The sequence below is a fragment of the Chitinophaga sp. ARDCPP14 genome (assembly GCF_051362515.1).
In the GTDB taxonomy this organism is placed as follows: domain Bacteria; phylum Bacteroidota; class Bacteroidia; order Chitinophagales; family Chitinophagaceae; genus Chitinophaga.
Genome location: NZ_JBKIXB010000001.1, coordinates 116,697 through 129,691 on the forward strand (window position 1 = coordinate 116,697; position 12,995 = coordinate 129,691).

General features: G+C 48.0%; 10 protein-coding genes and 1 riboswitch. Of the genes, 7 read left to right on the forward strand and 3 right to left on the reverse strand.

Annotated features, from left to right (window positions below; all coding sequences use genetic code 11):
* Nucleotides 1–4: 4 nt before the first annotated feature.
* Together ACLHR0_RS00395 and ACLHR0_RS00400 are read right to left on the reverse strand one after the other, a co-directional pair.
* A complete protein-coding gene (locus ACLHR0_RS00395) occupies nt 5–667 on the reverse strand; it encodes a dihydrofolate reductase family protein (RefSeq protein WP_436484212.1) in 663 nt (220 codons plus the stop codon).
* Between the two features lie 110 nt (nt 668–777).
* Nucleotides 778–1,332: an RNA polymerase sigma factor gene (locus ACLHR0_RS00400; protein WP_429045881.1), complete on the reverse strand. Its 555-nt coding sequence runs from the start codon at nt 1,330–1,332 to the stop codon at nt 778–780.
* 185 nt (nt 1,333–1,517) lie between these two features.
* On the opposite strand from ACLHR0_RS00400, the gene ACLHR0_RS00405 reads away from it, so the two are divergent.
* From ACLHR0_RS00405 to ACLHR0_RS00420, 4 genes are read left to right on the forward strand one after another with little or no spacing between them, the layout of a single operon-like run.
* Complete coding sequence (locus ACLHR0_RS00405; protein WP_436484213.1) at nt 1,518–2,669, forward strand: FecR family protein; 1,152 nt, start codon at nt 1,518–1,520, stop codon at nt 2,667–2,669.
* 54 nt (nt 2,670–2,723) lie between these two features.
* Entirely contained in the window at nt 2,724–6,086 is a 3,363-nt protein-coding gene (locus ACLHR0_RS00410; RefSeq protein WP_436484214.1) for a TonB-dependent receptor, read from the forward strand.
* 2 nt (nt 6,087–6,088) lie between these two features.
* Nucleotides 6,089–7,747, forward strand: a complete 1,659-nt coding sequence (locus ACLHR0_RS00415; RefSeq protein WP_436484215.1) for a RagB/SusD family nutrient uptake outer membrane protein — start codon at nt 6,089–6,091, stop codon at nt 7,745–7,747.
* Between the two features lie 17 nt (nt 7,748–7,764).
* Nucleotides 7,765–8,556 carry an endonuclease/exonuclease/phosphatase family protein gene (locus ACLHR0_RS00420; RefSeq protein WP_436484216.1) on the forward strand — a complete coding sequence of 264 codons (792 nt, stop codon included), beginning with the start codon at nt 7,765–7,767 and terminating at the stop codon, nt 8,554–8,556.
* Between the two features lie 41 nt (nt 8,557–8,597).
* On the opposite strand, the gene ACLHR0_RS00425 is transcribed toward ACLHR0_RS00420, so the two are convergent.
* On the reverse strand, nt 8,598–9,365 hold the full coding sequence (locus tag ACLHR0_RS00425; protein WP_436484217.1) for a DUF72 domain-containing protein: 768 nt from the start codon (nt 9,363–9,365) through the stop codon (nt 8,598–8,600).
* A gap of 99 nt (nt 9,366–9,464) precedes the next feature.
* Between ACLHR0_RS00425 and ACLHR0_RS00430 the strand changes: the two genes are divergently transcribed.
* The 3 genes from ACLHR0_RS00430 to ACLHR0_RS00440 all read left to right on the forward strand — a co-directional run bounded on the left by ACLHR0_RS00430 (nt 9,465) and on the right by ACLHR0_RS00440 (nt 12,993).
* Nucleotides 9,465–9,878, forward strand: a complete 414-nt coding sequence (locus ACLHR0_RS00430; protein ID WP_429045871.1) for a hypothetical protein — start codon at nt 9,465–9,467, stop codon at nt 9,876–9,878.
* Nucleotides 9,879–9,920: 42 nt separating this feature from the next.
* The gene (locus tag ACLHR0_RS00435; RefSeq protein ID WP_436484218.1) at nt 9,921–10,391 is read left to right on the forward strand and encodes a nuclear transport factor 2 family protein; all 471 of its coding nucleotides are present in this window, start codon (nt 9,921–9,923) and stop codon (nt 10,389–10,391) included.
* A gap of 255 nt (nt 10,392–10,646) precedes the next feature.
* A riboswitch (cobalamin riboswitch) is annotated at nt 10,647–10,853 on the forward strand.
* Between the two features lie 121 nt (nt 10,854–10,974).
* Nucleotides 10,975–12,993: a TonB-dependent receptor gene (locus ACLHR0_RS00440; protein ID WP_436484219.1), complete on the forward strand. Its 2,019-nt coding sequence runs from the start codon at nt 10,975–10,977 to the stop codon at nt 12,991–12,993.
* Nucleotides 12,994–12,995 lie beyond the last annotated feature (2 nt).

Below are 12,995 nucleotides of genomic sequence, written 5' to 3' on the forward strand. Positions count from 1 at the left end.
CCGCTCATCCGCCTTCCGCTACCCGTTTGCGTCTTGCCAGCTCCGCTTCGCTGGGGTTATCCCCTACAAACGAGCCCGGTTTGATTTCTCCTCCCGGTTCATAGCTGGCAATGATCACTCCTTTCGGGGAGCTTTTTACGTCCATTAATTTCCAGTCCACCGGTTGGGTCCCTTCCCGGAATAACCGTTTGCCTTCACCGATGGTTAACGGGAGGGTCCATACGGTGAGTGTGTCCACCAAACCATTCGCCAGTAAAGTTTGTACCAGTTTGCTGCTGCCGTGCACCAGCAGGTCGGGACCTTCCTGTTGTTTGAGCTGCCTGAGCCCGGCCACTACATCGCCGGTGATCAGCGTGGAGTTTTCCCAGCTCAGATCCATTGGTTTGCCGGACACTGCATACTTATGGATACTATTAAACTTGTCGGCGATACTATGATCCTGTATAAAAGGCCAGTAAGCCGCAAATATCTCATATGTTCGTCTTCCTAACAACAGATCAAAAGACTGAGACATGAGTGCGTTCATGATCCCATTTGTGAAGTCGTCGGAATAAGGCGTCATCCAGCCGCCCCATCTGAAGCCATTACTGCGGTCCTCTTCGGGGGCTCCGGGCGCCTGCATAACGCCGTCCATAGACATAAAAGTGATGACGATAATCTTTCTCATAGTAATCTTTGTTATTTGATTCAAAGATACTTTCAGTAAGAATGGCCGGGGCTGTGTAAATACGACTTTATGAAGGGTGAATTGCGACAATCTGCCGGAATCATCACTATTTACAACATCAATAAATGTTTAAGATAAAGCCTCAGGTGTTGCAGCGCGTGGGTGATCTGGTTTTCCACGCTTCTTTTGGAGATATTTAACCGTTCTGCGATTTCCTGGTTGCTGAGCTGTTCTTCCCTGCTTAACAGGAATATTTCTTTACTGCGTTTTGGTAAATTGCTGAGGGACGCGTGCAGTTGCTGGCGGAAAGACTGTTCCTGGATTTTTTCTTCTGCGGTATTCCCGATAGCCGCCATATGTTCTTCTGCTTCCACTACCTGGAACGCTTTCCGTGTTTTCAGCACCCGGTATACATGATAGCGGGTGGCGGAAATAATATAGTTACGGAAATGAACGATATGCAGTTCTTCTCTTTTAAGCCATAAGGTGAGAAATATATCATGCACAATTGTTTCGCTCGCTTCCGGATCGTTTAACAGGTTATTGGCGGTTTGATACATCTTTCCCCAATAGCGGTTAAATAACAGGTTATAGGCTGTTTTTTCACCGTCTCTGACTGCAAGCCATAAATCAGCATCTGCTGTGTTAGCATCCCACCTAATCATGTCACAAAAATTGACAAAATAAAATTACCTGCATGTTAAATTAAGATGAACTATATAGGAATTGATCCTGGTTGATTGTCTGTGTAACACCCGTTGGCGCTTCCTTCCCCGACAAAATACTCTTTTTTTTAAAAAGTAGGTGTGTAAGGGAAAATAATTGTCTCTATAGAATAAATGAATCGCCTGTGCTGACAAAAGAAGAATACCTTGATCTGTACGAAAGGTCCCTGAACGGGGATTGCAGCCCTGAAGAGCTGATCCGGCTGCAGCAGTATGAGGATGACTTTTGTTTTTCCGATGACGCTGATTCCGACGAAGTATTAAAAGAAAAGATATACAACAGGCTCTCTGCAAGTATTTCGCGGGAAGAGAACGTAAAGCGGCTATTCCCCTGGAAAGCAGTAGCAGCGGCAGCAGCAGTATTGCTGATGGTAGCGTCGGGCTTCCTGTATTTTAACGGCCGCCTGCAGCAGCGGAATAAGCCATTGGCAGTGATAGCTGAAAAAACACCTGTAATAAAACGAGATATTACACCTGCTACCAATAAGGCTGTGCTTATTCTAAGCGATGGCACGGAGGTAGAGCTGAACAAGGCCACAGAAGGGCAAATAGCAGCGCAAGGCAATACCACGGTGAATAAATCCGGTAACGGGCAACTGGTTTACCAGCTGACCGATAAACCGCCAACAACTTCCCTGGCGGTATTTAATACCCTGGCCATCCCACGTGGCGGGCAATACAACCTGACATTGCCGGATGGCAGCAAAATATGGCTGAATGCCGCCAGTAAACTGCGCTTCCCTACCCAGTTTACAGGAAAGGAAAGAATGGTGGAGCTGGAGGGAGAAGCCTATTTTGAAGTAGCGCATAACCAGCAGCAACCCTTTGTGGTGAAAGTTAAAGGCATGCAGGTAGAAGTATTGGGTACTCATTTTAACGTAATGGCATATGCAGATGAAGCCAGTATAAACACTACGTTACTGGAAGGAAAAGTAAGGTTACGCAACGAAGGAACAGCGGCGGTCATACTGAATCCCGGCCAGGAAGGGGTATTTACCGGGAGCAAAGGTTTTAAGGTGAACAAAGCAGATATAGAACAGGTAATGTCGTGGAAGAATGGCTATTTTATTTTTAATGATGAAGACCTGACATCCATCATGCGTAAAATTTCACGTTGGTACAACGTGGATATTGAATATAGCAGTGGCACAAAAAAATTATCTTTTGCGGGTAGTATCTCGCGCTTTAAAAATGTTACAGAAGTATTAAATATGCTGGCATTAACAGGAACAGTACAATTTAAAATAGAAGCAGGAAAAATCACTGTCATTAATTAACCTATCGTCCACAACTATCGGCCAGGTCAATAATTCGTAAACTAAACTTTATTTATGAAGCGTAATGCTCATGCCTTGAAAAAGGCAGGTCTACTGTCATGGGAGACACTCAGGTTAGTCAAGCTCTCCTTCTCTCTTGTCATTTTCCTTTCGCTGCAGGTAAGCGCTGTTACCTATGCACAAAGGGTGAATCTTTCTGAGAAACAAACCCCGTTAAGGGAAGTGTTTAAAGAAATAAAAAAACAAACCGGTTATAATTTCCTGCTCAATACGGAAATGCTGGCAGACGCCCGGCCGGTAACCCTTACCCTGGTGAATGCTACGCTGGAAGAAGCATTGAACAAGTGCTTCGAAGGGCAGCCTTTCACCTACACCATTAACAACAACACCATTGTGGTAAAAAGAAAGGCCATGCCGGTTGTGGCGGCCCAGGAAATAACCGGTACTGTTACCGATGAAAAAGGTGTTCCGGTTCCCGGCGCCAGGATACTGAATCAATCCACCAATAAAGGCGCTATCACCAACGATAAGGGGGAGTTCAGGATCGCGGTGAATCCTGGTGAAAAGCTATCCATAAAAATGCTGGGATATGAAGAAATTATTATTACGGCAGATAGTAAACAAGACTACCACATCCGCCTGAAGCCATCTACGGTGGGCCTGGATGCGGTAGTGGTGGTAGGCTATGGCACACAGAAAAAAGCCAACCTTACCGGTGCGGTGAGTATGGTGAGCAGCGACGACTTCAAAGGCCGGCCGGCTACCTCCGCTGTTTCAGCGCTGCAAGGTCAAATGACGGGTGTTACCGTGATCAATGCCACGGCTATTCCCGGCGGCTCCGATGAAAATACGATCCGTATCCGTGGTATAGGCACGCTCAATGATGCCGGCCCGCTGGTGGTGGTAGACGGTATTCCCGGCGGCAACCTTAATATCCTGAACCCCGACGATATAGAAACGGTGTCTGTGCTTAAAGATGCAGCCTCCTCTTCTATTTACGGGGTACGTGGCGCCAACGGCGTTATTCTTGTGACCACAAAAAAAGGTAAAAGCGGCAAGCCGTCTTTAACGTATGCCAATTACTTTGGCGTACAAACGCCTACTGCGTTACCTACTTTCCTGGGTTCTGCGGATTATATGACGCTGCTAAATGAAGCCAAGGTAAACGCCGGCAACAATCCTACTTATACACAGGAACAGATTGACATCGCCAAAAACGGCAGCGACCTGAATTATTACGCCAATACCAACTGGCTGAAAGAAATGTACAAGTCCGGCGCACCACAGCAAAATCATATGCTGAACCTTTCCGGCGGCGCTAATAATATTAACTACTACCTGTCTTACGGCTTCCTGAAACAGGGCGGCCTTATCACCGGCGATAACTACAACGCCAAAAGACATAATGTGCGTTTAAGACTTAATACCACGTTGTTCGACATTCTTCAACTGGATGCCAACATTGGGTATATCGACCGGAACCAGACCGGTTCCAGTGCTGATGTAAGCGGTTCAGGCGGGCCTATTCAATCTGCCCACCAGATCTCTCCGCTGGTACCGGTAAGATTTACCACCGGCGGATGGGGATATCTCGGCGGATCCGTGAATCCCGTTGCACTTGTAACCGATGGCGGTACCAATGACTTCTCCTCACAGGAAATTACCGGTAACATCCAGGCGACGCTGAATATTACAAAAGACTTTCGTTTAAGGGGACAGTATGGCCTGGTGAAAAGTAATTCTTTCAGACAGATCTTTACAAAAACCATTAACTACTACAGTCCGGAAGATAATTCACTGATTTACCAGACCAATAATCCCAACAAGATTGACAACCGCGATTATACTTCTTTGTACCAGACCGTGATCGGGATGGCAGAATATGAAAAGACCTTTGCAGGAAAGCATTACGTGAAAGCGCTTGCTGCGGCTTCTTCTGAAGAAACGGTGAGCCGTAATTTCACAGCCAGCAGAACCAACCTGCCTACGCAGGATCTCGGCAGCATCAACCTCGGCACACTCAATCCGCTTAACGGTTCAGATGGCAGCCAGAATGCATTGCAATCTATCTTTGGCCGCGTGAACTACGCTTACAGCGACAAATACCTGCTGGAAGGTAACTTCCGTTACGATGGGTCTACCCGGTTTGCCGCAGACCTCCGCTGGAACTGGTTCTTCTCCGGATCTGCAGGATGGGTGTTTTCAAAAGAGTCCTTCTTCAAATCACTGGAAGGCATTATCAATTTTGGTAAGATCAGGGCCTCCTATGGTACGCAGGGTAATGACAAAGTGCAGGATGATTTCGGATATCTTTCTTCCATCAGTTCTGTCGCGACGATGCCAATCGGCAATGTGCTGACCCTTGGTTACAGGCAAACCGGTATTCCCAACCCGTTGCTCACCTGGGAGTCCATGACCAAACAGGATATCGGCCTGGATCTCACCTTCCTGAACAACCGGTTAAGCCTCACGGCGGACTACTACATCAACAACACCAACGATATTTTGCTGAGAGTACCGTTGCCGGATGTACTTGGCATGAATGGAAGCTATCCGTACCAGAATGCCGGTAAAGTGCGCAATAAAGGATGGGAGCTGATGGTAGGCTGGCAGGACAGGATCGGTGATGTGAGCTATGGTGTGAGCGGCAACTTGTCTGATGTAAAAAATGAAGTAATGAGTTTAGGTAATGCGCCGGCCACTATCGCCGACCAGATCAGAACAGTAGGTCAGCCGATTGATGCCTTCTATGGTTTTGTGGCCGACCGTATTTCGCAGATCTCCGATTACTCTTATGATGCCGCTACCAACAAATACACGCCGCTGTTCCCTTATGATGCCAGTTATCCTATGATGCCCGGCGATATCATCTACAAAGATTTAAACAACGATAAAAAGATCACCGCCGCAGACGACCGCCAGGTGATAGGCAGCGCTATCCCCAGGTATACGTATGGCTTTAAAGGAAATGTTGCTTATAAAGGTGTTGATTTCAGCTTCTTTTTACAGGGAGTAGGTAAAGCAGATGGATGGATTACCAGTGCTGCCCGTCATGCTTTTATTAACGATGGTTCCAATCCGCAACCGATTCACCTGGACCGGTGGACGCCTCAGAATCCCGGCGCCAGCTACCCACGGCTTGCCTATGGTTACTCGTATAACCAGCGCTTATCAACTTTCTGGCTCGAAAATGCTTCCTATCTCCGGTTAAAAAATATCCAGGTAGGATATACGCTTCCGGCGCACATTACCGAGAAGCTGCGGATAGACCGCTTCCGGCTTTATTTCTCTGCCGACAACCTGTTTACTGCTTCCGACTTCTTTTATGGATATGATCCGGAAACACCAGTGAGCAGTGGTGGTTTTTATCCCCAGGTGAAAACATTTGTATTTGGTTTAAACATCAACTTTAAATAATTATGAAAAAGATATTGCTATATACCTGCGTGTTATTAGCGGTAACATCTACGGGTTGCCGGAAAGGATTCCTTGACCGGACTCCGTTGGATGCCATATCTGATGAAACGTACTGGACAACAGAAGAGCAGCTGACATTAGCGTTGAACGGGCTTTATGCCAATGTGAAAAATAATAACACGGTGGCGATGGACCAGATGGGAGACAACAGTATTAATTCTTCCACCGGAGATACCTACCGTATTTTTGGCAGCGGCAACTTCGGTCCTGACCTGTCGGCGGTAGATGCAGAATGGCGCAGTCAGTACACCGGTATCCGCCAGTGTAATGTATTCCTTGCCAATTATGAGCGCGCCACCAGCGTATCACAGGAAATAAAAAACCAGATGGCCGGCGAAGCCAAAACTATCCGGGCATACATGTACATGAACCTGGTATCTTACTTCGGCGATCTTCCGCTGGTGACCAAACCGCTGAATATTGATGAACTGTATGGTCCGCGTAATAAACGTAAAGAGATCATCGACTTTATATTATCTGAACTTGAAGAAGCTGCCGGCCTGATGAAAAAAGAGCGGCAGGTTGGTCCCACACTGGGACGCTTCAGCAAAGGTACCGCGCTGGCCTTCAAAGCCCGCATGGCCCTGTACGACAGCCGCTGGGATGTAGCAGAAAAAGCCGCCAAAGATGTAATGGATCTCAACGTATATTCCCTTTACAGCACGGGTAAGCCTGCACAGGACTATTACGACCTGTTCACCTACAAAGGTAAGCTCAGCGCCGGCGTGAATAAAGAAACCATTGCCGCCCGCCTCAATCTCACGGATGTAAGCATGCATAACATCAGCCGTGAATCGCAGGTGCCTGACCAGGCCTCCCGGTACAATCCCACCAAAGCATTGGTGGATGCGTATCTTTGCAGTGATGGCTTAACCATCGATAAATCGCCGCTGTACAAGGAAGATACTTATGCTAACATTTTTGAGAATCGCGATCCGCGCATGAAGCAAACCATTCTTGCACCGGGTGCTACCTGGGGTGGTAGAAAAGATGGCAACCCCGCCAATACCAATCCCGCTATTTTTACGGCGCCGAAATTTGTGTCTGATAAACTGGGATGCGTTACCATCACTGGTTATTATTATACCAAATACGTGGAAGTAAGCACCGTATCGCAGGTAAGCAAAGACCAGAACGATATACACGTGATGCGCCTGGCGGAGGTGCTGTTAACCTATGCAGAGGCGAAGATGGAACAGGGTACCCTTACACAGGGCGATATAGATCTGACCATTAATAAACTCCGCGACCGGGTGGGCATGAAAAGGATGCTCCTCACAGAGCTGGCCGCCAACGGGCAGGACCTGCGCACGGAAATCCGGAGGGAACGCAGGATTGAACTGGCGCGCGAAGGACAACGCTGGTATGATATTATCCGCTGGAAACAGGGCAGCCTGCTGGGTGCTGATGTGAAGGGTATGAAGAAATCACTGGCAGCAGTGCCATCACAGGTAAGCAACATCGCAGCAGATGCCAACGGTTATATTATTGTAATGACCGGCAGGCAGTTTGTAGATCCGAAACACTACCTCTTCCCTGTTCCGCTGACGCAGATACAACGTAACCCTGCACTCGGTCCACAAAATCCCGGTTGGGAATAATGCTAAATAAGATAAACATGATGAAAATATCTCTGAAAATATTATCTGCGCTCCTGCTATGCGCCTGTTTCTATAAAGCATCAGCAAGCGATACCCTGCGTGTGATGACTTACAATATTCATCACTGCAATCCTCCGACAAAAAGTAAAACAGGGGAAATTGAAGTAGATGCCATTGCCCATGTTATCAACAGCCGGCACCCCGACCTGGTGGCGCTACAGGAAGTGGATGTAAACACAAAACGTTCCGGCGGTATTGACCAGGCTGCACAACTGGCTGCCAAAACCGGTATGCAGGTGTACTTTGCCAAAGCCATTGATCATGATGGCGGCGAATATGGCGTGGCTATTTTATCTAAACTTCCTTTAACCGGTACACAAACCATTCACCTGCCGGAAACCGCGAATCCTGCCAGTGAAGACCGTGTAGTGGCATTGGCCGGTATTACTTTACGCAGCGGCAAAAAGTTTATTTTCGCCTGCACGCATATGGATGTGAGCAATGCAGCGGTAAGAGATGAACAGGCAGGTGAGATCAATAAAATTGCTACCGCCAAAGCCATTCCTTTCCTGCTTGCCGGCGATCTTAACTGCGTACCGGAAAGTGCATCTTACCAGCTACTGCTGAAAAAATTTACCCCTTCCTGTACCGGTTGCGGGTTCACCATCCCGGTGAACAACCCCAACAGGGTGATTGACCACATTATGTGGACAAACGCCCCGGGCTTTACGGTAAAAAGCAGCAGTGTAGTAAATGAGCCGTATCCCTCGGATCATTTACCGGTGATAGCGGAGATTGTTATCAAATAGTATATTCAGGCCGCACAAGTCGCAGGATTTGTGCGGCCCTATTATTCGCGGTTAACATGCAGCATCCCGTTTAACGTCACCAGGTTTTTAATGGCATCCCCGATAGTGTTGTTAAAATAAACATACACCTCCTTCCCTTCTTTGATCCACGCGCGGATCTCCTTTGCCCGTTGCGCCAGGTAATCATCTGTATACCCACCCTTATAATCGCCGGCGGGTCCATGAAACCGCAGGTATACGAAATCAGCCCTTGCATTAAGTCGTTCATTCCTTGATTTTGGAATATCATGCAGCACGATGCTGCATTCATATTCATCTGCCAGCTCATACACTTCCCCGATGTACCAGGAGCTGTGCCTGAACTCCAGCGCTACTTTCCAGCCATCCGGGGGATTAATGCCTTGTACTATATCCAGCAGTTGTTCTACCTGGCCATATTGCTCCACCGTTACACCGGGTGGAAACTGTATTAACAGGCATCCTTTCTTCGCTCCGGCCTCATTGATCACTTCCATAAAACGAATCACATCCGCTTCCTGGAATGCCAGCTGCTTCACATGGGTGATGTCGCGCCATAACTTGAAGGTGAAAACAAAATCATCCGGTACTGAGTCCGCCCACTTTTTTACCGTTGCGGCCTGGGGTACTTTGTAGAAGGAGCTGTTGATTTCAATGCTGTTAAACAGGGAGCCATAGTAAGTGAGCCGGCTTTTATCCCGGAAAGCGGGAGGATAGGCCAGCTTGTTAGGCACGGGTAGTACGAGTCCGCTTGTGCCCGATTTATAGATACCTTTGGTTTTTTTTGCCATGCAAGGGGTAAAGCAAAAATCTAACCAGTGGGATGGTAATAGCCAGGAATACTTTTTGTATAGAAACCGTAAATCCGCTCCCCCTAAAAACTATCCGTTATGACATCATTCACCGACTTCTTCACCACTTATGGCCGGGCCTCCTTAGGCAACGATACAAGTATCATCGCCAGTTGTTATGCAGAAAACTTCATGGCCGCCGGGCCATCGGGGAGCATGACTTTTAAAAATGATGAAAAGTTCACCCAATGGCTGGAAGAGATGTTTAAATTTAACCACAAGGTCGGCATGCAGGAAATGAAAGTCATTAAAGTAGAAACGTCGCCGATGGGGAAATACTATACCAGGGCGCTGGTCAGATGGGGCGCTGTTTTCTCAAAAAATCCGGAGGAAGTCATTGAATTTGAGATTACTTACATTTTACACCATCTTAATGATGCACTCAAAATAATCATGTATATCAGTCATGAAAACGAGGAAGATGTTTTAAAAGAGAAAGGCATCATCAGCTAGGCGCCGGTACAAATACAAAATCAGTATATTGTAAGAAAAAAAATGCGCCGTATTATACTCAGCTTCGTACTTATCATCATGGGTACCTCTCTCTACGCCCAGGCACCGGAGGAAGCAGTGAAAGCTGCTATTAACCAGCTGTTTACTGCCATGAATAATTCAGACAGTGTAGCGGTGGCCGCCTGTTTCGCGCCGGGAGCGATATTGCAGTCGGTGATGGAAGACAAAGCAGGCAAGCAAACTATCCACACCACGCCGGTCAATGAATTTTCCTCTTTTATAGGCAGACTCCCGGCCCAGGCGGCTGACGAGCGTATTGTATTTGGCTCCGTCCTGATAGATGGCCGGCTGGCTGCTGTATGGACACCCTACCGCTTCTTCTTCAAAGGACAGTTTTCCCACTGTGGGGTAGACTCCTTCCAACTAGTGAAGCTCCCGGATGGGTGGAAAATCCAATATCTCATCGACACCAGGCGCAAAGACAATTGTGAAGAATCAGCCATGGCCAAATAATACCTGCACCCGCCCTGACCCGGTATTACCTCGCGCATGCTTCACAGATGCGTGAAACCAGCGTATCCGTTGCGTAACCCATGCACTATGCATACAGTCCACATGCACTCCTCATGCACTCATGATGCACTCCCCATGCACTATCAATGCACTATCAATGTACTATCCCTGTCAAAAACCAGGGTTTCGGTCAGCTTTCAGGGTGGATATGCCCACATGGATACCGCTCCCGTTTTGAATCGATCAAATAATAACCTACTTTTGCCCCGCTATGGTTCAGGTATGTCCACTCCGGATATACCTGATTAAAAGGGAACTCGGGTGAAAATCCCGGACAGTCCCGCTGCTGTAAGTCTCATACAATGCTAAGGCATCGCCAATCAGACCACTGTTGAACATTCAATGGGAAGGTCGCCTGAAGCAGAGATAAGTCAGAATACCTGCCATACAACTACTTTTTTAAGCTTTCGTGGAATGAAGCTTGGGAATAAATTCAATCTGCGGGTATCCCCCGTATCTTGTCTCTTTCCTGATTATTTTTCTTATTGCGAAAGCTGTTGATGGAACATTAACAGGCTTGGGAATGATGCGTTTTAAAACACCGGCGAAAACCGCCGGGATGTTGCTGGTATTGCTCTGTGGGGCAGTGAGTGCCTTTGCACAACAGGCCGACAGTGTAAAATCCAAGGACCTCCGGGAGGTGTCCGTTACAGCCCCGCGTACGGCCAGGGAAGTAAGCCCCGGGCAGAAAATGCAGGCGAAAGAACTGGAGCGGCTGGGCAGCCACTCCGTGGCGGATGCTATCCGTTTTTTTGCAGGGTTGCAGGTAAAGGACTATGGCGGTATTGGCGGTCTCAAAACCGTTGATATACGCAGCATGGGCACCAACCAGGTGGGCGTATTTTATGATGGCATTCAACTGGGCAATGCCCAGAACGGACAGGTGGACCTTGGCCGGTTTTCGCTGGATAATATGGAGGAAATCGCCCTGTACAACGGGCAGAAAAGCAACATCTTTCAGCCGGCGAAAGACTTTGGATCAGCCGGGGCCATCTATCTTACTTCTCTCAAACCTAAATTTGCACCGGGAGAAAAAACACATCTCAGGGGTACCATCAAAACCGGCTCCTTTGGCCTGTTCAATCCCTCTTTGCTATGGCAGCAGAAAATCAGCAGCAAAGTATCCGCCTCCTTCAGCACCGAATGGATCAATGCTACCGGCAGGTATAAATTCTCCTACCAGAAACGTGATGAAAACGGGCACCTGGTATATGATACCAGCGCTTACCGGAAAAACGGCGACATCAATGCCGTTCGCGTGGAAGGCGGTTTCAATGGCCTGCTCAATGGCGGCGAGTGGAGCACCAAAGTGTATTATTACCAATCGCAGCGCGGCCTGCCCGGGTTCATTGTAAACGGTGTGTTCGGGCATGTGGACCGTCAATGGGATCAGAACATCTTTGTACAATCCAGCTTCCGCAAAGATATTACCAAACGTTACAGCATCCTGCTGAACGGGAAATATGCCTACGACTATACGCGGTTCCTGGCGCCGGATACCGCCCGGCTTTATATAGATAACCACTACCGCCAATATGAAATGTATTTCTCGATGGCGCATCAGTATGCCCTTACCAACTGGTGGACCATTGCGGCTTCGGGCGACTTTCAATGGAACCGCCTGGATGCGGACCTGACCAACTTCAGCTACCCTACCCGTTATACCACACTGGCTGCCGCCGCCACAAACATCAGCTTCAACCGCTTCAGCGCACAGGCCAGCCTGCTGGGCACCTTCGTGAATGAAACCGTAAAGAAAAATGCTTCGGCGCCCTACCAGCAGAAATTTACACCGGCAGTATTTGTTTCCTGGCAGCCCATGCGCTCACCGGATTTCCGGCTTCGTGGCTTTTACAAACAGATCTTCCGCATGCCTACATTTAATGACCTCTATTATACCGAGATCGGCAACCGCTTCCTGGAACCCGAATTCGCCACACAATATGATGCAGGATTCACCTGGAATAAAACCTTTGCCAGCAGCTGGCTCACTCAGGCAGGTATTGAGGCAGACGCCTATTACAATGAAGTAAAGGATAAGATCGTAGCCGTTCCCGGCGCCAGCATGCTCAGCTGGCAAATGGAGAACCTGGGATTTGTAAAAATAAAAGGCGTGGATGTAAAAGCAAAAGCGCTGTGGCTTATAAAAAAACAGGTGCAGTTCAGCACACGGCTCACGTATACGTACCAACGCGCACAGGATTTCACCGATCCCTCCGACAGTTTTTACGGCGACCAGATCGTTTATATCCCCCGCCACAGCGGCTCGCTGATACTGGGCGCCGACTATAAACAATGGGAAGCCAACTACAGCTTCATTTATACGGGAGAACGGTACAACAGCAAAGAAAATAAGTTAAAGAACTACGTGGAGCCCTGGTATACCAGCGATATTTCACTGGGCAAACAATTCAGTTATAAACATACCCTGTTCCATGTAACGGCACAGGTAAATAATCTCGCCAACCAGTTCTATGAAGTGGTGATCAGCTACCCCATGCCGGGGAGAAATTACCGCTTCATTTTAACCGTGAATATTTAATC

What these genes read in the sequence shown, in the direction of transcription:
- ACLHR0_RS00420 (WP_436484216.1), top strand. Translation starts at nt 7,765, where the DNA reads ATGATGAAAATATCTCTGAAAATATTATCTGCGCTCCTGCTATGCGCC.
- ACLHR0_RS00430 (WP_429045871.1), top strand. Translation starts at nt 9,465, where the DNA reads ATGACATCATTCACCGACTTCTTCACCACTTATGGCCGGGCCTCCTTA.
- ACLHR0_RS00425 (WP_436484217.1), bottom strand. Translation starts at nt 9,365, where the DNA reads ATGGCAAAAAAAACCAAAGGTATCTATAAATCGGGCACAAGCGGACTC.
- ACLHR0_RS00415 (WP_436484215.1), top strand. Translation starts at nt 6,089, where the DNA reads ATGAAAAAGATATTGCTATATACCTGCGTGTTATTAGCGGTAACATCT.
- ACLHR0_RS00440 (WP_436484219.1), top strand. Translation starts at nt 10,975, where the DNA reads ATGATGCGTTTTAAAACACCGGCGAAAACCGCCGGGATGTTGCTGGTA.
- ACLHR0_RS00435 (WP_436484218.1), top strand. Translation starts at nt 9,921, where the DNA reads ATGCGCCGTATTATACTCAGCTTCGTACTTATCATCATGGGTACCTCT.
- ACLHR0_RS00410 (WP_436484214.1), top strand. Translation starts at nt 2,724, where the DNA reads ATGAAGCGTAATGCTCATGCCTTGAAAAAGGCAGGTCTACTGTCATGG.
- ACLHR0_RS00400 (WP_429045881.1), bottom strand. Translation starts at nt 1,332, where the DNA reads ATGATTAGGTGGGATGCTAACACAGCAGATGCTGATTTATGGCTTGCA.
- ACLHR0_RS00395 (WP_436484212.1), bottom strand. Translation starts at nt 667, where the DNA reads ATGAGAAAGATTATCGTCATCACTTTTATGTCTATGGACGGCGTTATG.